Source organism: Nocardiopsis sp. RV163 (assembly GCF_001029525.1).
GTDB classification, from domain to species: Bacteria; Actinomycetota; Actinomycetes; order Streptosporangiales; family Streptosporangiaceae; genus Nocardiopsis; species Nocardiopsis dassonvillei.
In genome coordinates, this window is sequence record NZ_LEKI01000020.1 from 34063 (window position 1) to 54466 (window position 20404).

Below are 20404 nucleotides of genomic sequence, written 5' to 3' on the forward strand. Positions count from 1 at the left end.
CTCCTCCACAGATGCCAGGAGCACCCATGAGCACGACCACCGCCGCCACGCGGCGCCCCCGACCCGCCGTCAATCCGCTGAGGCAGGGCCTGCGCCTGACCCGGACCGAGTTCACCCTGTTCGTGCGGTACAAGACCGCCTGGATGTACCTGGCCCTACCGCCGTTCTTCGCCTTCATGGCCATGAACCTCCCCAACCACGAGATCGTCCCCGGGTTCGGTACGGGGCAGATGGCGATGGTCGCCACCATCGGCTCCATCGGGCTCATCCTGGGAGTCGGCCATCCCTCCAACGTGTTCACCGCACGGCGGGAGGCGCTGGTCCTCAAGCGGTTGCGGGTCAGCGGGGTGCCCCAGCAGGCGGTCTTCGGCGGCGTCATCGCGGTCGTGGTGGCCCTCTCCCTGGCCATGGCGGTGGTGGTGGCCGCCATGGTCTTCGCCGTCTTCGGTACCCTTCCCCGGGACCCGCTGATGCTCGTCGTCGCGGTCGTCCTCAGCGCCGTCATGTTCTCCCTGCTGGGGCTGCTGCTCACCCCGCTCGTCCGCAACGCCGAGGCCGCACAGATGGTCTCTATGCTGCCCATGATGGCCTTGCTGTTCCTGGGCGGGGGCATCATCCCGCTGGAGTCGATGTCGGAGGGCGTTCGCCTGGTCCTCGGCTTCCTCCCCTCCGTACCGGCGGGGGAGATGGCGCAGACCGCCTACTCCGGACACGACGCCTTCCGGGGGTTCGGGGACGGCCGGGAGAAGGGCTACCTGGAACTGTGGATCGCGGCCCTGCCCTCCATCGGGATCATGCTGGCCTGGATCGCGGTGCTCGCTCTGCTGGTGCGCCGCTACTTCAGGTGGGACCCCCGCCAGCCGTAGGGCGGGCGCGGGGCGCCTGGGAGGCCGGGGGCGGACGACCTGCCCCGGCCTTTTCCCGCGCGGTCCCGGAAAGGCCTGTGGACAACCGTTCGGAGGGGTCCGCGGCTCCTACGGTTGTTGTGGTGCGGTCGACGGCGGCCGCCCGAGGAGCCGTCGGCCACGGCGGAGGAGAGGAGGAGCGGTGGGTCCCCAGGACACGTTCACCGCCGGGCACGGGCCAGCGGACCCGGCGGTCCCCTCCCCCGCTCCGGGGGCCGACACGGGCATGAACCCCCGTCTCCTGCGCAGGCTCCGGTTCGCGCGGTGGTGCATCCTGTGGACGCTGGGCTCACTGGCGCTGATGGTGCCCTTCGCGCCGTTCATGGAACTGGTCCTGAGCGGGGTCTCCTCCGTCGGCTCGGAGGACGGGGCCAGGATCTGGCCTTCCGCGGTCTCCACCGCGGTCGCCCTGTTGTGCGCGCTGTTGTGCCTGTGCATGATCCGGAGCCGGGTGGACGGGAGGAGGGTCGCCGACCCCCGGCTCTACTGGGGATCGCTCGCTCTGCTCCTCCCGGTGTGCCTCCTCATGCAGGTCACTCCGTACGTCTTCCTCGCCTGCACGTGCTGGTGGGGGGTGACGGCCTTCTCCGCCCCTCGGAGGCGTTCCCTCCTCGTCGGCCTCGCCCTGCTGGTGCTGCCCTGGCTGCACCCGGCCGTCACACTGGTGGACGTACCCCTCTTCGTGTTGGTGTTCTCCAACCTGTTCTCAGTGGGCTGGACCCTCATGATCTGGTTCGTCGCCCTGACCATGTTCCGCCTGTGGGAGGCCACGAACGAGGCTCTGGAGGGGGAGCACGCCCGTACCCGGCTGGCGGTGAGCCAGGAGCGGCTCCGCTTCGCCCACGACGTGCAGGGCGTGATCGGACAGGGCCTGACCGCGCTCGATGTCAGGGCCAGGCGGGCCGAACTGCTGCTGGAGAGCGATCCGGTGCGCTCCGCGGCCGAGATCAACGAGGTCCACGAACTGGCCCGCCGGGTGCTCCAGCAGGTGCGGTCGGCGGTCAGCGGCTACCGGGGGGTCGACCTGGCCGCGGAGGTGGAGCCGGTCGGCGCGGTCCTGCGCGCCAACGGCACCGAGACCGTGGTCGAGGGAACGGCGGTCCCGGAACGGTTCCCGGCCGTGGCCGGACTCGCCGCCTGGGTGGTGCGCGAGGGCGCCACCAACGTCCTGCGGCACAGCGACGCCCGCCGCTGCCGGATCTCCTTCTCCGTGGACGGGGAGGCCGGGAGCGGGGTCGGGTCCCTCGTGGTGGAGGTGTCCAACGACCGTGCGCGCGGCGGCCCGGACGAAGGCGCGGCCTCGGCCAGCGGTCTGGTCGGGCTCTCCCAACGTGTCGCTCGGGAGGGTGGCACACTGTCGGCGGACCGTACCGACGACGGCGGTTTCCTGCTCAGAGCCGTTCTTCCGCTGTCCGACGGGACCCGAAACACCGAGGAGTCACGTTGAGCGACCACGGCACGACCTCCGCCGAGTACACGGCCTCCGACCGGGAGGGCGACCGCAGGGTCCGCTTCGCCCGGCGCATCGTCATCGTCTCGGTGGGCTTCACCTCGCTGCTCGTCGTGGGCATGCCCCTGGTGGACGTCATCACGGCCGCGGCCTCGGACTGGCCCCTGTGGCGCTCCCTGACCGGGGTGGCAGTCTCCGTGCCGATCGCCGTGCTGCTGATCGTTATGCTCCGGGCCAGGCTGGACGGCAGGCGGAACCCGGACCCGCGCGCCTACTGGACCTCGCTCGGCCTGATCGTCGTGGCCGTCCTGTGCCTCCAGGAGCCGATCAACACCGTGCTCTTCCTGGCCGCGTGGTGGGGCACCGGGGTCTTCCTCGCCCCGCGCAGGCGCAGCGCCTACGTCACCGCCGCCCTGCTGGCGCTGCCCTGGCTCGTGGTCCCGTTCTACGGGTTCGAGGCGCAGTTCCAGCCGTTCCTCTACCTGCTGGTGTGGATGTTGATGGTCTTGAGCGGGCTGATGTTCGCCGGGGGCTCGCTCTCCATGATCTGGCTGTGGGACATCAGCCGCGAGGCCGTCGCCGGGCAGCGTGCCCGCGCCCAGCTCGCGGTGAGCGAGGAGCGCCTCCGCTTCGCCCGCGACATGCACGACCTGCTCGGGCACAGCCTCTCCGCGCTCGCGGTCAAGGCCCAGTTGGCCGGACGGCTCGTGGAGCGGGACCCCGGTAGGGCGGGCGCGGAGATGGCGGAGGTGCAGGTGCTCGCCAGACAGGCGCTCCAGCAGGTGAGGTCGGCGGTCAGCGGCTACCGGGAGGTCGACCTGGCGGGCGAGGCGGAGGCCGTCCGCGCTGTGCTCGACGCGGGGGGGACCAGAACGGTGACCACCGGGCTGGAGGGGCTGGCCCTGCCGCCGCGGACCGCCGCGCTCGCCGCCTGGGTGGTGCGCGAGGGCGGCACGAACGTCCTGCGGCACAGCGACGCCAACGAGTGCCAGATCAGCTTCACCCTCGCCCGTGACGGCGCCGTGGGCCCCCGGACGCTCCTGGTCGAGGTGTTCAACGACCGGGCCCGGGGCGGCGGCAGGGACGGGAAGGAGTCGGGCAACGGGCTCGCCGGCCTGTCCGAGCGGGTCGCCATGGGCGGCGGCACCCTGTCCGCGGCCCGCACCCCGGAGGGGGGCTTCCTGCTCCGCGCTGTCCTGCCGCTCTGACGTCCCGGTTCAGCGCGTGCCCAACGAGTCGAAGGCCGCGTCGATGTCCTCGCTGGCGCCGTCCCCGCCCTCGGTGTTGACCCCGAGCATGAACGCGCCCCGGCCGTCGTCCAGCTCCACGACCACGAAGCGGCCGTAGGCGTCCCCCGGGTCGCCGCCCATGGTCGCCCCGAAGGCGGGCAGCCCGACCACCCGGTCGATCTCCTCGGGGCTGAGAGGGCGGTCGGCGTCGGCCACCGCTATGAGCACCTCGGCGTACAGTTCGATCTCGTCCAGCGCGACGTGGTCGTGGAGGTGGTCGTGCAGGTCGAGGCTGTGGTTCACGTGAGCTCACCCCCTGGGACAACGGTGTCGCGGCAGGACGGGACACCCCGCGCCGGAGTGCCGTGGGTGCGGGTGCGACGGATCCGGACCCACGCGAGCGTGAGGAGTACCAGGCTACGCGCAGGGCGGACCGGTGCGCATGACCCGTGAGGACCAGCCGGCGGAGTCACCCGGGTTAGCCAGGAGGGGACCCAGCCTGGGCGGACGCGGTGCTTTCGGGCCACCGGGGTCGTGTCCAGGGTACGACTTTCGTCGCCGCCCGGCGTGACGTCAGGCCCAGGTGACCTCCTGGTGCTGGGCGGCGAGCGACGCGTAGTGGGCCGGAGTGTGCTGGAGCACCAGCCGGTCGTCGTCGTTGAGCTCACGCACCGCCTTGCCGGGCACGCCCGCCCACAGCGTGTCCGGCGGGACGGTCTTGCCCGGCGGCACGAGGGCGCCCGCCGCGACCAGCGCGCCCCGGCCGACGCGGGCGCCGCCCAGCACGATGGCGCCGATGCCGATGAGCGCCCCCTCCTCCACGACCGCGCCGTGCACCATCGCCTTGTGGCCCAGGCTCACGTCGTCGTGCAGGACGACGGGCTCGCCGGGGTCGGAGTGCAGGCCGCACTGGTCCTGGATGTTGACCCGCTCGCCGACCACGACGTCCTCGGTGTCGGCGCGCAGCACCGACCCGTACCACACACTGCTCCGGGCGCCCAGGCGCACGCGGCCGACCACCACCGCACCGGGCGCGATCCACGCGCTCGGGTGGACCTCCGGCCGTCCGAAGCCCGCTCCGCCCACGCGGGGCCCCGCGGACCCGCCTTCCGTGCGGCCGCTGTCCATCTCCTGGCCCTCCCTGCGTCTCGTACCGCCGTGTCCGTCATCCCCCGTCAGGGGGCGGATCAGCGGGAAGTTGACCGCTCTGCCCCCGTACGGGGATGATCGCGCATACCTTAGTAAGAACGTGACCGGGGTCCGCACGGCGATGTGCCGGTCGGGGATCTTGACGCGGCCGCGCCGCGCGTGTCTACCTTGGTCGCCTGGACGGTGTCCACGGCTCCACGCTCCGCTCCCGACCGGTGCCCCCAGGCGGCCGGGCCGGTATGCAGAAAAGAGCACTATCGGGCGTATGTCGCTAACGAGACCAGTCTGGTGTCTTGGTGACAATGGGTACGGGTCAACTCGCACCTTCTGCGTCGTACAGTCACAACGGTGTAAGGACATGAAGGGCACATGAGCGATATGTTGCCGGGCGGCGGACTCCAGCAGGACAGGTTTCCGACGGTGCGCAAGGGCGGCTATGACAAAGCGCACGTCGACGACTACTTCGTGCGGATGGACAACCAGGTCAAGAGCCTCCGCGAGCGCCTCCAGCGGCTGGACGACGAGCTGGAGCAGTACAAGCGCGACCTCGCCATCGCCCGAGAGAAGGCGCAGGTCAAGCCGGAGCACGAGCAGATCAGCGAGCGCATGGCCGAGATCCTGCGCATCGCCGAGGAGGAGGCCGAGGAGCGCCGCTCCAGGGTCGAGTCCGAGGTGAAGGAGGCCGAGAAGAAGGCCCAGGAGGAGATCGCCAAGTACCGCAAGGACGCCGAGGAGCACGCCGAGCGGATCCTGTCCTCCGCGCGCTCGGAGGCCCACTCGATGGTCGACAGCGCCAAGAAGGAGTCCGACCAGCTCCGGGACCAGGCCAAGCAGGAGGGCGAGCGCCGCCTGAACGAGGCCGAGGCGCGCGCGAAGAAGATCCACGACACCGCGGACCGCAGGCTCGCCACCCTCACCGCCACGCACGCCGAGGCGCTGCGCCGCCTCAAGGACATGCACTCGACCCTGGCCGACCTGGTCGCGGCCGAGGACAAGGCGGGCGCGCTGGACAGCGGGCTTTCCCGCGAGGAGACGGCGGCCGCTCCCGCCCCGGCCAAGCCGGTCCCGGCCAAGCCCGCCGCGGCGGCCAAGGCCCCGGCCCCCGAGCGCGCCGCGGAGCCCTCACGGCCCCAGCCCCGTCCCGAGGCGGCAGCTCCCGCCCCGACCAAGCCGGTCCCGGCCGTGCCCGAGGACAAGGACAAGGACGAGGCCACCACCGAGCTGCCTCCCCTCCAGCAGCAGCCGGACGAGGCGACCGTGCGCATCAGGCCGGTGGCCAAGCCGGAGCAGACCGGCCAGGACCCGGCGTCCTCCCCGAAGGACCGGGGCCAGTCCGCTCCCCGTCCCCCGCAGGGGGCCCGCTTCACCGGTCCCGCCCCCGAGGGCGACGAGGAGAAGCCGCAGTCCGGCCAGCAGCGGGGCCAGGCGGGTCCGCAGCAGCCGCAGTCCGGCCAGCAGCAGGGCCAGGCGGGTCCGCAGCAGCCGCAGTCCGGCCAACAGCAGGCCCAGAAGGGCCAGAAGGGCCAGGAGCAGGGCGGCGACCCGGGAATCACCGGTGTCTACCGCCACCCGGAGTCCGGCAACGACCAGCCGCCCAAGGGCGAGGACGGAGTCCGGGTCATCCGCAAGCCCTGACTCCGCGGCCGCGCGCGGACGGGAGCGTCCGGGGAGCCCTCACCGGCCCGCTCCCCGAGGTCCGCGGAGCGCCCCGGCGGCGCACCGGCCGGGAACGCGATCCGGGGGCGGGGACCATGTCCCCGCCCCCGGCGTTTTGTGGCCTGATGTAGGGTGACGTCCGCCTTGTCGCAGGCTGTCGGCTACGATGCCGACAGCCATGATTATCCGCGCGGCCATCCGGTCGGACCTCGGTGCGATTCTGCGTCTTCTCAGGGAACTCGGCGACACCACCCACGCGCAGAGCGCGCACGTTCGCATGTCCTCCGCCGCCGTACGCGCCTGGACGCGGATGGAGAACGACCCCGACCGCACGATCCTCGTCGCCGAGCAGCGCGGTCAGATCATCGGCACCCTGGACCTGCTGGTCGTGGCCAACCTGACCCACGACGCCCAGCCCTGGGCCGTCGTGGACAACCTCGTGGTCGATCCCCCGGCCCGGGGCCGGGGCGTCGGCCGGGCGCTCATGGAGGACGCGCTCGACCGCGCCACGCGGGCCGGGTGCTACAAGGTGGAGCTGCTGGCGCACGAGAACGGCCAGGACGTCCACCGGTTCCACACCGCGCTGGGCTTCGACAGCTCCGCCGAGGGCTTCCGCCGCTACCTGTGACCCGCGCGCGTCAGCGCTTGGCCGCCGAGCCCCCGCTCAGCGGCACGCCCCGCATGAACACCACGGTGACCAGCCCGATCACGGCGATGGGGATCCCCGCCAGGAACACGCCCTGCATGGCGTGGTCGAAGGCGCCCACGACCACCTCGCGGACCGGCTCCGGCAGCGAGTGCACCAGTTCGGGGGAGCCCTGCGCGGCCTCGGCGGCCTCCGACAGCCCGACCGACAGCTCCCGCGCCCCCGAGTCGGTCCCGGCCGCGGCGTCCGCCGCCACCCGGGCCCGCGCGTCGGCCGACGCCTGGGCCAGTTCGCCGTTGAGCCGTCCCACCATCACCGCGCCGAACGCGGCCACGCCGGTGGCGCCGCCCAGGTTGCGGAAGAACACGACGGAGGCCGTGCCCGTGGCCATGTCCGCCAGCGGCAGGGCGCTCTGCGTCGCCAGCAGCAGGATCTGCATGCACAGGCCCAGTCCCAGGCCGACCATCACCTGGCCCGCGACCACCGTGGTCAGCCCGGCGTCCAGATAGGCAAGGCTTAGGGCGGCGAACCCGAACAGGCACAGGGCCGTGCCCGTGACCGGGTAGGCCTTCCACCGGCCGCTGCCGCCCACCGCGTAGCCGGAGCCGATCGAGGTGAGCAGGAACGACGCCACCAGCGGCAGCGTCATCAGGCCCGACACGGTCGGCGTCATGCCGTGCACCATCTGGAGGTACTGCGGCATGTAGATGATCAGGCCGAACATCATCATCCCGACGCAGGCCGATCCGAGCGAGGACAGCACGAACGTCCGGTCGCCGAACAGGCGTGCCGGGATGATCGGCTCCCTCGCCCGCCGCTCGACCACCACGGCCGCGGCCGTTAGCAGGAGGGCCCCGGCACCCAGGGCGTAGGACAGCGGCGAGTTCCACGGGAACTGGGTGCCGCCCAGGCTGAGCAGCACGATCACGGTGCTCGCGGCGCTGAAGATCAGCCCGGCGCCCAGCCAGTCCACCGGCGCGTCGCGGCGGGGGACGGAGGGCATGGTGAACATGAACTGGATGACGACGAAGGCGAACAGGGCCAGCGGCACGGTGATGAGGAAGCACCACCGCCAGCCGAGCGGACTGTCCACGAGGAACCCGCCCACCAGCGGCCCCAGCACGGTGGACACACCGAACACCATGCCGATGAGTCCGCTGTAGCGGCCGCGCTCGCGGGGCGGGACCACGTCTCCCAGGATGATGTTGGGCAGTGTGGCCAGACCGCCGACGCCCAGGCCCTGGAGGGCGCGGGCCGCGATCAGCCAGTTGATGTCCTGCGCCAGGCCCGCGGCGACCGAGGCCGCGATGAAGATGCCCAGGGCGAGCTGGAAGAGGAGCTTGCGCCCCCAGACGTCGGAGAGCTTGCCCCACACGGGGGTGGAGGCCGTCATGGTGAGCAGTGCGGCCGTGGCGACCCAGGCCAGGCGGTCCTGTCCGCCCAGCTCCCCCATGATCGTCGGCAGGGCGGTGCCCACGATGGAGTTGGTGAGCATCGAGGTCAGCATGGCCAGGACCAGGCCGACCATGATGCGGCGCACCGCGCGGCGCGAGGGCAGTTCGGGGGTCTGGCCGTCGGCGGAGCCGACCGGGGCGCCCGCCGCGTAGGAGGCCTCGGGGGCGTCCTCGGCCGGGGCGCTCCCGTTCGGGGCCTCCGTCAGCGGTGTCCCGGTGGGAGGATCATCGGAGGTCCGTGTTCGCGCGACCGCTCGGGGTTCGACGCCCGGGGGAGTCTCCCCGGTTCCGGCTCCTCCACGCAACGACTGTTCCACACAAGCCCCCGATCGTGGACGCGCGAAAGGCCCCGCGGCGTGCTGCCGGGGGCGTCGTCCTGTTCCCAGGTATATGTAAACACTGTTGACCTGTCAAATCGATATCTCTCCGCACGTTTCGGTATGCGACGGTTCTCCGGAAGTGTCAACCTGGAGTCCTGACCGCCAGTTCGCAGCCGCCGAGGGGTACGCAGATGGACCGTCCGGAGGAAACCGGAGGCGGCCCCGGGCCGACGCGGGGCCGGGAGGCCACCAGAGCCCGCATTCTGGCCAGCGCCAAGGAGCTGTTCACCAACGAGGGCTACGGGTCGGTGTCGTCGCGGATGATCGCCGCGCACGCGGGGGTCAACGTCGCGCTCATCAACCGCTACTTCGGCGCCAAGAGCGGGCTGCTGACCGAGCTCCTGCGCGAGGACGGCGTCTTCCCCGGGCTGATCGAGGGCGAGCCCGCCACCCTCACCCGGCGCCTGGCGGAGCAGGCGGTGAGCCGTCTGCACGGCGAGGCCACCGCGCTCCAGCGCGCTCTGGACGACTCCGCGGGCGACCCCGACCTCCAGGCGGTCTACCAGGGACGGATCACCAGCGCGATGATCGACCCGCTGACGGTCTACCTCGGGGGGAGCGACGGCCGGGCGCACGCCTCGCTGCTCTCGGCCGTGATGCTGGGGCTGACCCGGGTGCGCGTGGTCGAGGGGGCCACGGCGCTGCGCGCGCTCGACCGCGACCGGCTCACGGACCGGGTCCAGGCGCTGCTGGACCTGTGCCTGGACGACTTCGCCGAAGGGGACGGGGACGCGTCGGGGGGCCGGTGACCACGGCGGCCCCGTCCGTCCGGGCGGACGACACGTTTTGCCGGGACGGCAAAGAACGTCGCGCCCCGCGGACCGCGCGTGGAGAGTGGGGCGCGGAGGTGGTCGACATGACCGGTGAACACGCGGCGGACTCCCTGCCCGAGGAGATGGGCGAGGACTTCTGGAACGAGCGCTACCGCTCACGGGAACGGATCTGGAGCGGCAGGCCCAACCGCCATCTGGTCGCCGAGGCGGCCGACCTCGAACCCGGACGGGCGCTGGACGTGGGCAGTGGCGAGGGCGCCGACGCGATCTGGCTGGCCGAACGGGGCTGGCGGGTGACCGCGCTCGACATCTCGACCGTGGCGTTGGACAAGGGAGCCGCCCACGCACGCGAGCGGGGCGGGGACGTGCCCGGGCGCATCACCTGGAAGCGGGCGGACGTGACCCGCTGGTCCCCGGAGGAGGGCGCGTTCGACCTGGTGACCTCGCAGTTCATGCACCTGCGCGAGCGCTGGCGCGCGCGGTTCTTCGCCGAGCTGGCCTCGGCGGTGGCGCCCGGGGGAGAACTCCTGGTCGTCGCGCACCACCCCCGCGACCTGGAGGAGGGCGTGCCCCGCCCGCCGGACCCGGACCTGTTCTACACGGGCGACGAGGTGGTGGCGGCCCTGCCCCGGCGGGAGTGGACCGTGCTGGCCGACGAGGTCCGCACCGGGAAGGCGGCCGTCGGCGAGGAGACCTTCACCGTGCACGACCTGGTGGTCCGCGCCCGACGCGGGGCCTGACCGGGGCCGGTCGGAGGCGGCGCGGCACGGCCGGGGCCCGGACGGGCCCCGGCCGCCCGGGCGGGGCTCAGTCCCGCAGTTTGGCCACCACGTCGATCTCGACCAGGATGTTCGCCAGGTCCGAGCCCACTGTGGTGCGCACGGGGTAGGGGGCGCTGAAGTGCTCCTCGTACACGGCGTTGAACTCCGGGAAGTCCGCCTTGAGGTTCTCCAGGTGGACGGTCGCCTTCACGACGTCGTCCAGCGTCAGGCCGTGCTCGGCCAGCACGGCGGAGATGTTGGCCAGCACCTGGGCGGTCTGCTCGCCCACGGTCGGGGCCACGCGGCCGGTCTCGGGCTCCTGCGGGCCGAAGCCCGCGGTGTACAGGAACCCGCCCGCGACCACTCCCTGGCTGTACGCCCCGGCCGGAGCGGGGGCCTTGTCGGTGCGGACCGCCTTCTTGGACATCCGTGGACTCCTTCGCTGGTCTGCTCCGGCAGCGCGTGCGCGCGCCGGTGCCCGTGCCGTTTCACGGGCGCTTTACTGGCAACAAAGTTACCAATTTTCTTCCGGGCAGCGTATCTTGGCCACACCGGACACCGGTCGGCCGCGCGCCGCACCGGAGTGGCCGGTACGTCGAACGGAGGAACAGTGCATTCCGAGACCGTACTCACCGGCGGACTGGTGGTCGACGGCACCGGCGGTCCCACCCGCCGCGCCGACCTCGTCCTCCGCGACGGCCGCATCGCCCGCATCGTCCCACCCGGCGGCGCGCGCACCACGGGCACCGTCGTGGACGTGGAGGGGCTCGCGGTCACCCCGGGGTTCGTCGACATGCACTCCCACTCGGACCTGGCCCTCCTCGCCGACCCCGCGCACGAGGCCAAGACCCTCCAGGGCGTCACCCTGGAGGTCCTGGGCCAGGACGGGCTCGGCTACGCCCCCGTCACCGACGACACCGCCGGGGAGCTGCGCGCCCAGCTCGCCGCGTGGAACGGGCGACCCGACCTCGACCACTCCTGGCGCACCGTCGGCGAGTACCTCGACCGGATCGACGCGGGCGCCCCCGTCAACGCCGCCGTCCTGGTCCCCCAGGGCAACGTGCGCATGGCCGTCCTGGGCGGCGAGGACCGCCCGCCCACCGACGACGAACTCGACCGCATGCGCCGGATCGTCGCCCGGGGCATGGCCGACGGCGCGCACGGACTGTCCGCCGGCCTGACCTACACCCCCGGCATGTACGCCACCGACGACGAGATCGTCGCCCTCCTCGGACCCGTCCGCGCCGCGGGCGGCTACTACTGCCCCCACCACCGCAACTACGGCTCCCGGGTCGTGGAGTCCTACCGCGAGTGCCTGGAGATCGCGCGCCGCGCCCAGGTCGCCCTGCACCTGGCGCACTGCCACGTCAACTTCCCGCAGAACCGCGGCCGCGCCCCCGAGGTCCTGGACGCCATCGACGAGGCCACCGTCCACTACGGCCTCGACGTCACCCTCGACAGTTACCCCTACCGGGCCAGCGCCACCCACCTGGGCGCACCGCTGCCCAGCTGGGTGCAGGTCGGCGGCACCGCGGCCACCCTGGAGCGCCTGCGCGACGCCCCCACCCGCGCTCGCGTCCTGCGCGAGATCGAGGAGGAGGGCACCGACGGCAACCACGGGGTCCCCATGGACTGGTCCGCCATCGTCGTCACCGGCGTCGCCGACCCCGGGCTCTCCTGGGCCGTCGGATCCTCCGTCGCCGACCTCGCGCGCACGCGCGGGCGCCTCCCCGGCGACCTCTACATGGAGCTGCTCGTGTCCGACGAGCTGCGCAGCGGCTGCCTGCTCCAGGTGGGCAACGAGGAGAACATCCGCACCATCATGCGACACAGCTCCCACACCGCGGGGAGCGACGGCATCCTCGTCGGCGCCGTGCCGCACCCGCGCGGCTGGGGCACCTTCCCCCGCTACCTTGGCCACTACGTGCGCGAACTCGGCGTGCTCACGCTGGAGGAGTGCGTCCGCCACCTCACCTCCCGGCCCGCGCGTAGACTCGGCCTCACCGACCGCGGCGTCATCCAGGTCGGCGCCGTCGCCGATCTGGTGGTCCTGGACCCCGCCACCGTGGACGCCCGCGCCACCTACGAGGAACCGCGCCTGGCCCCCCGGGGCATCCACCACGTCCTCGTGTCGGGAGACTTCACCGTCCGGGACGGCTGTCGCACCGACCGCCTGCCCGGCCGATCCGTCCGGAGGAACCGCCTATGAGCGAGCACCCGACCCCCTCGGGGAGCGGGCCGACCAGCAGTGCCGACGCCGTCTGCGTCGGCGAGACCATGGCGGTGCTCGCCTCGCCCGAGGCGCTCGCGGCCGGAACGAAGCTGGTCGTGGGCACCGGCGGCGCGGAGTCCAACGTGGCGGTCGCCCTGGCGGCCCTGGGGCACGCCGCCGCCTGGGTCAGCCGGGTCGGCGACGACCCCTTCGGCCGCATCGTCACCGGCGCCGTCGCCGGGGGCGGCGCGGACGTGACCGGTGTGGAGGTGGACCCCGAGCGCCCCACCGGCCTGTACGTCAAGGACACCGGTCCCGGCGGCGCGGGCGTGCTGTACTACCGCGCCGGTTCGGCGGCCTCCGCCCTGTCGGCCGCCGACGCCGAGCGGGTGTGGGCGCGCGACCCCGGCGTGGTCCACCTGTCCGGCATCACCCCGGCCCTGTCCGCGCGGGCCGCCGCGCTCGTGGAGCACCTGCTGGACCGGCGGACAGGGAACGGCGCGCTGCGCTCCTTCGACGTCAACCACCGGCCCGCCCTGTGGGGGGCCAGGACCGCCGCGCCGGTACTGCTCGACCTGGCCCGCCGCGCCGACGTGGTCTTCGTGGGCCGGGACGAGGCCGAGCGGCTGTGGGGCACCCCGGCGGCCGAGGACGTGCGGGCGGTGCTGCCCGAGGTGCCGGTCCTGGTGGTCAAGGACGCCGAGCACGGCGCGACCTGCTTCGACTCCGAGGGCGCGGTGTTCGTGCCGTCACCGCCGGTGGACGTGGTCGAGGCGGTGGGCGCGGGCGACGCGTTCGCCGCCGGTTTCCTGTCCGGCCTGCTCGACGGGCTGTCCGTGGAGCAGCGGCTGCGGCTGGGCCACGCGGTCGCGGGCGCGGTGCTGCGCTCGCCCGGGGACGTCCTGGAGGCCCCGCCCGCGGACGCGGCCCTCATCCGCGGCTCCGCGGGGGCCTGAGCGCCCGCACCGGTCCTCAACCGATGACGATGGCGCCCGCCAGGACCGGGTCGCCGAAGCTCACCGAGCCGTGTCCCGAGGCCAGCGCGCGGCTGCCCTGGCAGCTCGTGCCCGCGAAGAGCGCGAACTTGACCCTGCTCTCCGTTGAGATCCCGGTGACGCCCCCCTGCCCGGTCTTGAGGGTGCGGCAGCCCCCGTTCTCCACGGTCTGCTGGTAGCCGGACTCGAAGGTGACCCGGACCGGGGGAGCCTGGTCCTGTCTGCTCGACAGCCCGGCGATCGCTCCGGCGATGGTGGCGGACATGGTGGCGAGGTTCGCAGGGCGGATCGGCACGGTAACTCCCCTTCTCTGCCGGCCCGCACGGGGCTCCCGGCGAGCACGGAGTTGGTTACTCTGTGTCATTTAGCTACAGCTTCACGAGAACCGAGAGGAGCCCCGGCGGAGTGTCGGCGGATTTCTGCGTCCGGCGACCGCCGCCGTCAGCCCCGGGGCGCGTCCGGGCGTTGTGGGGCGCCGCCGCCGCGCATACAATGCGGTTCGACCGGAACGGGGAGGTGAGGGCGTCGTGAACCTCCTTCTCGCGTTCTTCGAGTTCCTCATGCTGGGCGCGGTCCCCGCCGAACTCCTGCCGGTCCCCGGCTCCCTGGCGCTGCTGGTCGCCGCCGTCGGCGCGGCCGTCGCCTGGTACGTCCTCCGCGGCACCTGGGCCTGCCCGGCGCGCGACGCCGCCTCGGGAGCGGTGCGCGCGATGCGCCGCAGGTCCGCGCGCCTGCCCGTACTCACCCTGTGTGACCCCGACGCGGCGGGACGGCCCCGTCCCAGAGCCCCCGGCGCGGCCCTTCCGGCCGCTCGCTGACCCCTTTTCCGACACACTCCGGTGTGCGTGCGCGCGTGCGCGCCGCGCCCCGGACGCGCGCTCCGCCTCGCGCGGGCGCGGTCACGAGCGGCCCGACGTCTGTCCCCCTCCCACCGGACGAAGGGCCTTCCCGCCTTGTACAGCCTCGGGCCGATCTCGGCCGCCATGACCCTGCTCTCGACCGTCCTGTCCGCCCTCACCTCACTGCTCGCCCCCCTCGCCGGGGGCCTGGCCGCCGGGCTGGCCGTCGTGGCCCTGACCGTGGCCGTGCGCCTCCTGCTCGTCCCCCTCGGAGTGGTGCAGGTCCGCGCTGAGAAGGCACGCGCGCGCCTCGCCCCGCAACTGGCGAAAATCACCGCCCGGCACCGCGGGAACCCCGAACGGCTCGTCGCCGAACAGCGCCGGGTCTACGCCGAGGCGGGCACCTCCCCGCTGGCGGGCTGCCTGCCCTCCCTCGCCCAGGTCCCCGTCATGATCGCCCTCTACGGCGTGTTCATCGGCGCGGGCGGCGGTGAGGAGGCGATGCTCGCGCACACCTTCGGCGGCGTCGAACTGGGCGCGACCCTGCTGGGCGGCGCGGGCGGGGCGTCCGCGGCTCCCGTGTTCGCCGTGCTCCTGGGCCTGATCGCCCTCGCGGCCTGGGCCAACCGCCGGTACCTCATGCTGCCCGCGATGCGGGCGGGCGCCGAGGCCGACCCGGGCCGGCCCCGGCTCCCCGGGCTCCTGACCTACATGCAGTTCACGACCGTGGCGGTCGCCGCGTTCGTGCCGCTGGCGGCGGGCCTGTACCTGCTGACCTCCAGCGCGTGGGCGCTGGGGGAGCGGCTCCTGCTGCGCCGGGTCGTCCCGGACTGAGCCGTGGCGCGGTCCCCGGAGCGCTCCGGGGACCGCCGGTCCGTCAGAAGTCCACGCTGACGCAGGCCAGGCGGTCGCCCGCCGTGCCCGCCTCGCCCTCACCGGTGTGGGTGTGGTGCTCGTGCAGCACCAGCGACCGGGCCTCGCCCTCGCGGAATTCCCAGTCCACGGTGCTGCTCGCGCGGGCGTTGCCGTCGTCGTCGGTGGTGAAGTCCAGCCAGACCTCGTTCCCGGGGTTGGCGTAGGCGGGGTCGCTGGAGGGCTCGTCCTCGGTGGCGGCCGGGTCGGGCTCGTTCTGGTAGTGGGGGCCCGCGTCGGCCGGGTCGTCGCCGCAGGGCCGGGTGTGCACGTGGGCGCCGAAGTCGCGGTCCCCCTCCAGGCTGGTGCCGGTGAACTGCACGTGGGTCTGCCCGTCCTGGGTGCGCACCTGCACGTCGGAGGTGGCTCCCTCGGGCACGGCGGTCTCGTCGTAGGTGATGGCGCCCGCTCCCTCGCCGGGCGGCAGGAAGATCGACGCGGTCACGCTGGGCGAGGCGCTGGGCGAGGCCTGCGGGGACTCCTGGGCGGCCGAGCCGTCGTCCTCCGCGGTGTCGGACCGCGCGCAACCGGTGGCGAGGGTCGCGGTCAGTGCCAGGCCGACGGCGAGCGGTGTGATGCGCATGACGGAACTCCCGGTTGCTCTCAGCGGTCGCCCGCAAGACTACCCAAGGTACCCGAGGGATGACTAGGCGTGCGGAGCGCGTTCTGCCGGGGGCGGGAAGGGCGACCTGAGGGTGAAGGCCCCGGGGGTGGGGCCTTCGGCGCGCAACAGGTCCAGGCGCCTTCCGGCCTCCTCGACAGTGGGGATCGTACCGCTGGGAATCCACCACAGGACCAGATACGCCTCCCTCAGGTGCTCGAACCACTCGCGGCGCCCGCGCAGCAGCTCCAGGTGCTCACTGCGGTAGGTGAAGTTCCACAGCGACTCCACGTCCCGCCAGACGGAGTAGTTGATCAGGAGGGCGCCGCCGAAGGGCCGCAGGCCGGTCGCGTCCTCCTTGCCCTCCTCCACCAGTCGCCACACGAACCCCGGGGCGCTGTCGGCCAGCGCGTTGATCGGGTCGATGCGGGCGGTGAAGCCCGCCATGGAGGGGTCGTCGAGGGGGGCCTTGAGTACGCCGACGTTGATCTGGGCGAGGTGGTGCCCGGAGGGGGAGGTCTCGTTCACGGGAGACAGCAGACCACGGCCGGTCTTCTATGTCAATGATCGTTGTTTTTGGAAATCACCACGCAGCACCGGCCCGGACGGGCGTCCATCCGTGCCCCCGCGCCGTCCTCGCCGCGTCCCTCCAGCAGGCCGCGCAGCAGTTCCAGGTTGAGTCCGCAGGCGAGCGGGGGGAAGGCGCGGGCCAGGGTGTGGAAGGGGCAGTTGAGCAGCCGCACGCCGCCGTCCTCCTCCGGTGCCCCGTCCGGCCCGGAGCCGTCCCCCGGGGTGCGGGCCGCTCCCTCCTCGGGCTCGTAGCCCCGGGCCCGCAGCAGCTCCACCAGGGGCTCCTCCCGGTGCCCCGCGCCGATCCGGCGGCCCTCCTCGCGGGCGGCCGCGTGCAGGGCCTCCTCGGCCCCGTGCCGCTCCACCGCCTCCGCCAGCACGTGCGCGGCCAGTTCGTAGTCCCTCGGCGGCAGGTGCAGCGACAGCTCCCGGTCCGCCCGCCGGTACAGCTTGGCCGGACGGCCCGACCCCGGCCCCTCGCGGCCGCTCACCTTGCGGCGGGCCACCTCCAGCAGGCCCGCGTCGGCCAGCCGGTCCAAGTGGTGCGCGGCCAGGGTGCGCTGGATGCCGAGGGCGTCCGCGGCCTGGCCGCGGCCGACCTCTCCGCGCGCCGCGGCCACGTACTCGTACAGCCTGCGGCGCACGGGGTCGGCGAGGGCCTGCGCGGCGTCGATCGAGGAGTCGTCCATGCCCCCATTGTCGGCGCGGCCCGGTGCGGCGCGCAGTGGGACACTGGTGGACGACCACGACCCCTGCCGAACAGGTGACATGCGAACGATCAGACACGGCGGCGAGCACGAGCTGGAGATCCGCAGGTCCCGCTTCGTCTGCGCCCTGGCCAGGGTGGGCACCGAGGACGCCGCTCGCGCCTTCATCGCCGAGCGCCGCAAGGAGCACTGGGGCGCCAACCACAACTGCACCGCCTACGTGCTCGGCGACCGGGGCGGGGTCCAGCGCTCCAGCGACGACGGCGAGCCCTCCGGGACCGCGGGGCTGCCCATGCTGGAGGTGCTGCGGCGCCGGGAGATCACCGACACCGTCGCCGTGGTCACCCGCTACTTCGGCGGGGTCAAGCTCGGCGCGGGCGGGCTGATCCGCGCCTACGGCAACGCGGTGTCCGCCGCCGTGGACGCGATCGGGGTCCTGGAACGCCGCGAACTCCTCGTCGTGGACGTGTTCGCCGACTACGTGCTCGGCGGGCGTCTGGAGAGCGACCTGCGCGACTCCTCCCTGACCGTGCGCGACGTCGCCTACGCCGACAGGGTCCGGATCGAGGTGGCCCTGCCCGAGGCCGACCTGCCCGGGTTCGAGGTCCGCCTGGCCGAGCTGACCGGCGGGAGGGCGGAGTTCGAGGTGCGGGGGGCCACGGTCGTCGAGGTGGAGCCCTGAGCCCGCGCCACGTCCCATGGCTGTAACGACTCGCTCTCCCTGTGTCCGCCCGCCGCGGCGCGGCTTAGGATTTGCCGTAAACGTCATCGTTCGTGGGGAGAAACCGTCCATGCGCCGCTCACGGGTGCCCAGGGCCCTCACCTGTGGACTCGCGGTGCTGCTGGCCGCCGCGTGCACCGGTGATCCGGAACCCTCCGCGTCCCCTCCGGGCGAGGAGCCCGCCCCCGTCCCCACCGAGTTCGCGGGGCAGGCGCCGCCCGGTGTCGAGGGCGAGGTGCTGCGCTACCTGCACGGCGGTTCCGCCGACGTCCACGAGATCTTCGCCGACCCCCTCGGCGTGCGCATCAGCCCGGTCGGCGACGCCTTCCTGGTCAGTTCCGGCAGTGAGGACCGCCACCTGCTGCACGACGCCGCCACCGGCGAGACCCTCTGGGAGGGAGCGGCCCGCCTCGACGGCTTCGGCACCGACCGCGACGGCGAGCGGGTGCTGCTCATGGCGGACGCCGACGGTCTGCCGTTCGTCCTCGACGCCCGCGGCGAGCTGCTGTGGGAACCGGCGCGGGAGGGCGACGCCTACCTCGACGGCCTCGCCGTGCGCCGTCCCGAGGGGTGGGCCGCGGAGGAGCCCCACGGATCGTTCTCGCTGCTCGACGGCGGGGGCGACGAGCTGTGGGACTACGAGTTCGAGGCTCCGGCCCAGCCGGAGGAGGAGGCCGCCGAATCCGGGTCCGACGAGGAGGAGCAGGGGTCCGGGGCCGAGGGGGAGCCCGTGGAACCGGCCCTGGGCGTGCCCGTGGCCGCACGCGAGGACCTGGTCCTGCTCGCCACCGGAGGCCCCGTCCTGCACGCCCGCTCCGTCGGCGCCGACACCGCGGGCGAGGAGCTGTGGACGGTGGACGGTGAGGACGAGGACCTGGGCCTGCCCACGTCATCCCCGGTTCCCGCGCCGCAGGTGATCGGCTTCTACACGCTTCCCGGGCCGGACTCCGCCACCGGGTACGAGAGCGGGTCGGAGACCGCGAGCGAGTCCGCGTCCGAGGGCACCGGGGACCGGGAGGGCGCAGAGGACGGGGAGGAACCGGGGGAGGACGAGCCCGGAGGCGAGGATGTCCTGGTGCTGCGCTGGGCCCTGTCCGAGGCGCCCTCGACCCTCTCCGCGCACGACCCCGACACCGGCGACCTCCTGTGGACCCTGGAGGAGCCGGGCACGAACCCGGTCGCCGGGGCCTTCGCCCCCGACGGCGTCGCGGGCAGCCTCTACGACGGGGCCACCGGAACCCTCCTGCTGCCCCAGGCCAGCGGTGCCGCGCCGGTGGTCGCGGTCGACCTGTCCGGGGGGGAGGTCCTGTGGGGCCTGGAGGAGGATGCGGGGTCGATCTCCCCGGCCTTCGCCTTCGACGGCCTCGTCTACGGGGACTCCCGCGCCAGCGGCGGACAGGACCGGCAGTTGGTGCTCGACGCCGTCACGATGGACGTGGTCGAGGACGAACTCCCGGCGTACGTGGAGGCGGTCACCGAGAGCGGGCACGCCATCCTCGTGCACGACCGGCAGCGCTTCGTCTACGGGCCCCTTCCGGACGAACCCTCCCACGGGGAGTCCGGGGAGCCCTCCGACGCGCAGGGTTCCGGGGCTCCGGACGACGAGGCCAGCTGACCGGCGACGCCGAGGGGCGGCGCCCCCTCGGCGGCCTCCGGGCGCCGGTGCGGCGGGCTCAGCCCCTGGGCTCGGCCATCCGCAGGACCACGTCGATCCCCAGTGCGCCCGTGTGCACCGTGCCGTCGTCGAAGGCCTCCCACTGCCAGCGCGCGGCGTGCGAGGAGCCCGCGGCGACCACGATCACGTCCGGCGGCAGGCTCGTCAGCACGTGTTCGTCGGCCTGGCCCAGCGGGCGCGGGACCGCCACGACCGTCGGCGCCTCCGTTCCCGGGTCCAGCCCGTGGATCGGGTCCGGGGCCGCCACGACCGGGACCGTGTCGGGGACCAGCGAGCGCAGGGGGCGCCCCTGCCTGAGTACCCGTACCCGCAGGCCCGCCGCGTGCAGTCCGTCGGCGACCACGCGCACCGCGTCGGCGGCCACTTCCGGGTCCCCGTCCACCGCCAGCAGCCCGCGCACCCGGGTGAAGTCGACGTGCACCAGGGCGTCTGTCCCCTCCTTCTGCCCCAGGCACACCAGCACACCCCGCAGCGCGGCCCCCGTCTTGGTGTGCACGGACGTTCCGAAGCGCACCGGTGCCGACGACCGGCCGCTGCCGTAGCGCCAGGTGGTCGTGTCCACGGCGCGCCAGGAGGAGGCCGGAGGGGTCGCCCCGGCGGGTACCACGGCGGTCGTCTCCGAAGGCGTGGTCAGCATGGCTACGGGGCGCACGGGCACGTCGGCGGGCGCGCCGACCAGCTCGGCGTGCGCGGTCCCGGCCCGCCGCGCCGCGTCGGGGTCGGAGGCGATCAGGTCCGTCGCGGCCCGGCGCCGCCGCGCGGCCGCTCC

At 73.5% G+C, this 20404-nt stretch carries 21 protein-coding genes and 1 pseudogene; 13 read left to right on the forward strand and 9 right to left on the reverse strand.

Features of this window, described 5'->3' with window-relative positions; all coding sequences use genetic code 11:
* Nucleotides 1–26 precede the first annotated feature (26 nt).
* The 3 genes from ABD54_RS06165 (at nt 27) to ABD54_RS06175 (ending at nt 3563) form a co-directional block, all read left to right on the forward strand.
* Nucleotides 27–866: an ABC transporter permease gene (locus ABD54_RS06165; protein ID WP_047868460.1), complete on the forward strand. Its 840-nt coding sequence runs from the start codon at nt 27–29 to the stop codon at nt 864–866.
* 181 nt (nt 867–1047) lie between these two features.
* Nucleotides 1048–2352 (forward strand): sensor histidine kinase, encoded by a 1305-nt coding sequence (locus ABD54_RS06170; RefSeq protein WP_047868461.1) that lies wholly within the window; start codon nt 1048–1050, stop codon nt 2350–2352.
* The gene (locus ABD54_RS06175) at nt 2349–3563 is read left to right on the forward strand and encodes a sensor histidine kinase (RefSeq protein ID WP_047868462.1); all 1215 of its coding nucleotides are present in this window, start codon (nt 2349–2351) and stop codon (nt 3561–3563) included. The genes ABD54_RS06170 and ABD54_RS06175 overlap by 4 nt, the downstream gene beginning before the upstream one ends.
* A 9-nt stretch (nt 3564–3572) precedes the next feature.
* Here ABD54_RS06175 and ABD54_RS28870 read toward each other — a convergent pair whose 3' ends face one another.
* Both ABD54_RS28870 and ABD54_RS06185 read right to left on the reverse strand, forming a co-directional pair.
* Nucleotides 3573–3887 carry a hypothetical protein gene (locus ABD54_RS28870; RefSeq protein ID WP_047868463.1) on the reverse strand — a complete coding sequence of 105 codons (315 nt, stop codon included), beginning with the start codon at nt 3885–3887 and terminating at the stop codon, nt 3573–3575.
* 270 nt (nt 3888–4157) lie between these two features.
* A complete protein-coding gene (locus ABD54_RS06185; protein ID WP_047868464.1) occupies nt 4158–4712 on the reverse strand; it encodes a gamma carbonic anhydrase family protein in 555 nt (184 codons plus the stop codon).
* Nucleotides 4713–5111: 399 nt separating this feature from the next.
* Between ABD54_RS06185 and ABD54_RS06190 the strand changes: the two genes are divergently transcribed.
* Both ABD54_RS06190 and ABD54_RS06195 read left to right on the forward strand, forming a co-directional pair.
* Nucleotides 5112–6368 (forward strand): ATP synthase F0 subunit B, encoded by a 1257-nt coding sequence (locus tag ABD54_RS06190; RefSeq protein WP_047868465.1) that lies wholly within the window; start codon nt 5112–5114, stop codon nt 6366–6368.
* Nucleotides 6369–6567: 199 nt separating this feature from the next.
* The gene (locus tag ABD54_RS06195; RefSeq protein WP_047868466.1) at nt 6568–7017 is read left to right on the forward strand and encodes a GNAT family N-acetyltransferase; all 450 of its coding nucleotides are present in this window, start codon (nt 6568–6570) and stop codon (nt 7015–7017) included.
* Nucleotides 7018–7027: 10 nt separating this feature from the next.
* Here ABD54_RS06195 and ABD54_RS06200 read toward each other — a convergent pair whose 3' ends face one another.
* Complete coding sequence (locus ABD54_RS06200; protein ID WP_047868467.1) at nt 7028–8794, reverse strand: MDR family MFS transporter; 1767 nt, start codon at nt 8792–8794, stop codon at nt 7028–7030.
* Nucleotides 8795–9000: 206 nt separating this feature from the next.
* Between ABD54_RS06200 and ABD54_RS06205 the strand changes: the two genes are divergently transcribed.
* On the forward strand, nt 9001–9618 hold the full coding sequence (locus tag ABD54_RS06205; RefSeq protein ID WP_047868468.1) for a TetR family transcriptional regulator: 618 nt from the start codon (nt 9001–9003) through the stop codon (nt 9616–9618).
* A gap of 107 nt (nt 9619–9725) precedes the next feature.
* Nucleotides 9726–10382, forward strand: a complete 657-nt coding sequence (locus ABD54_RS06210) for a cyclopropane-fatty-acyl-phospholipid synthase family protein (RefSeq protein WP_047868481.1) — start codon at nt 9726–9728, stop codon at nt 10380–10382.
* 67 nt (nt 10383–10449) lie between these two features.
* Here the strand turns inward: ABD54_RS06210 and ABD54_RS06215 are convergent, their stop codons facing one another.
* Nucleotides 10450–10830 carry a RidA family protein gene (locus ABD54_RS06215; protein ID WP_047868469.1) on the reverse strand — a complete coding sequence of 127 codons (381 nt, stop codon included), beginning with the start codon at nt 10828–10830 and terminating at the stop codon, nt 10450–10452.
* A gap of 183 nt (nt 10831–11013) precedes the next feature.
* Here ABD54_RS06215 and ABD54_RS06220 point away from each other — a divergent pair, with 183 nt between their 5' ends.
* Complete coding sequence (locus tag ABD54_RS06220; protein ID WP_047868470.1) at nt 11014–12612, forward strand: amidohydrolase family protein; 1599 nt, start codon at nt 11014–11016, stop codon at nt 12610–12612.
* Nucleotides 12609–13571, forward strand: a complete 963-nt coding sequence (locus ABD54_RS06225) for a sugar kinase (RefSeq protein WP_047868471.1) — start codon at nt 12609–12611, stop codon at nt 13569–13571. Before ABD54_RS06220 ends, ABD54_RS06225 begins: the two co-directional genes overlap by 4 nt.
* Before the next feature lie 16 nt (nt 13572–13587).
* On the opposite strand, the gene ABD54_RS06230 is transcribed toward ABD54_RS06225, so the two are convergent.
* Complete coding sequence (locus ABD54_RS06230) at nt 13588–13905, reverse strand: hypothetical protein (RefSeq protein WP_013156478.1); 318 nt, start codon at nt 13903–13905, stop codon at nt 13588–13590.
* Between the two features lie 232 nt (nt 13906–14137).
* Between ABD54_RS06230 and ABD54_RS06235 the strand changes: the two genes are divergently transcribed.
* Entirely contained in the window at nt 14138–14428 is a 291-nt protein-coding gene (locus ABD54_RS06235; RefSeq protein WP_047868472.1) for a DUF6412 domain-containing protein, read from the forward strand.
* A 135-nt stretch (nt 14429–14563) separates the two neighbouring features.
* Complete coding sequence (locus ABD54_RS06240) at nt 14564–15283, forward strand: membrane protein insertase YidC (RefSeq protein ID WP_047868473.1); 720 nt, start codon at nt 14564–14566, stop codon at nt 15281–15283.
* Nucleotides 15284–15326: 43 nt separating this feature from the next.
* Here ABD54_RS06240 and ABD54_RS06245 read toward each other — a convergent pair whose 3' ends face one another.
* The 3 genes from ABD54_RS06245 to ABD54_RS06255 all read right to left on the reverse strand — a co-directional run bounded on the left by ABD54_RS06245 (nt 15327) and on the right by ABD54_RS06255 (nt 17221).
* Nucleotides 15327–15944, reverse strand: a complete 618-nt coding sequence (locus ABD54_RS06245) for a superoxide dismutase family protein (protein ID WP_047868474.1) — start codon at nt 15942–15944, stop codon at nt 15327–15329.
* A gap of 63 nt (nt 15945–16007) precedes the next feature.
* Nucleotides 16008–16502, reverse strand: a complete 495-nt coding sequence (locus ABD54_RS06250; RefSeq protein WP_047868475.1) for a DUF3291 domain-containing protein — start codon at nt 16500–16502, stop codon at nt 16008–16010.
* Between the two features lie 20 nt (nt 16503–16522).
* Nucleotides 16523–17221 (reverse strand): metalloregulator ArsR/SmtB family transcription factor, encoded by a 699-nt coding sequence (locus ABD54_RS06255; protein WP_047868476.1) that lies wholly within the window; start codon nt 17219–17221, stop codon nt 16523–16525.
* Nucleotides 17222–17300: 79 nt separating this feature from the next.
* Between ABD54_RS06255 and ABD54_RS06260 the strand changes: the two genes are divergently transcribed.
* Both ABD54_RS06260 and ABD54_RS06265 read left to right on the forward strand, forming a co-directional pair.
* The gene (locus ABD54_RS06260) at nt 17301–17921 is read left to right on the forward strand and encodes a YigZ family protein (RefSeq protein ID WP_047868477.1); all 621 of its coding nucleotides are present in this window, start codon (nt 17301–17303) and stop codon (nt 17919–17921) included.
* Nucleotides 17922–18030: 109 nt separating this feature from the next.
* Complete coding sequence (locus tag ABD54_RS06265; RefSeq protein ID WP_047868478.1) at nt 18031–19575, forward strand: PQQ-binding-like beta-propeller repeat protein; 1545 nt, start codon at nt 18031–18033, stop codon at nt 19573–19575.
* A gap of 58 nt (nt 19576–19633) precedes the next feature.
* On the opposite strand, the pseudogene ABD54_RS06270 reads toward ABD54_RS06265, so the two are convergent.
* Nucleotides 19634–20404: pseudogene (locus tag ABD54_RS06270) on the reverse strand (hypothetical protein); the annotation flags it as partial.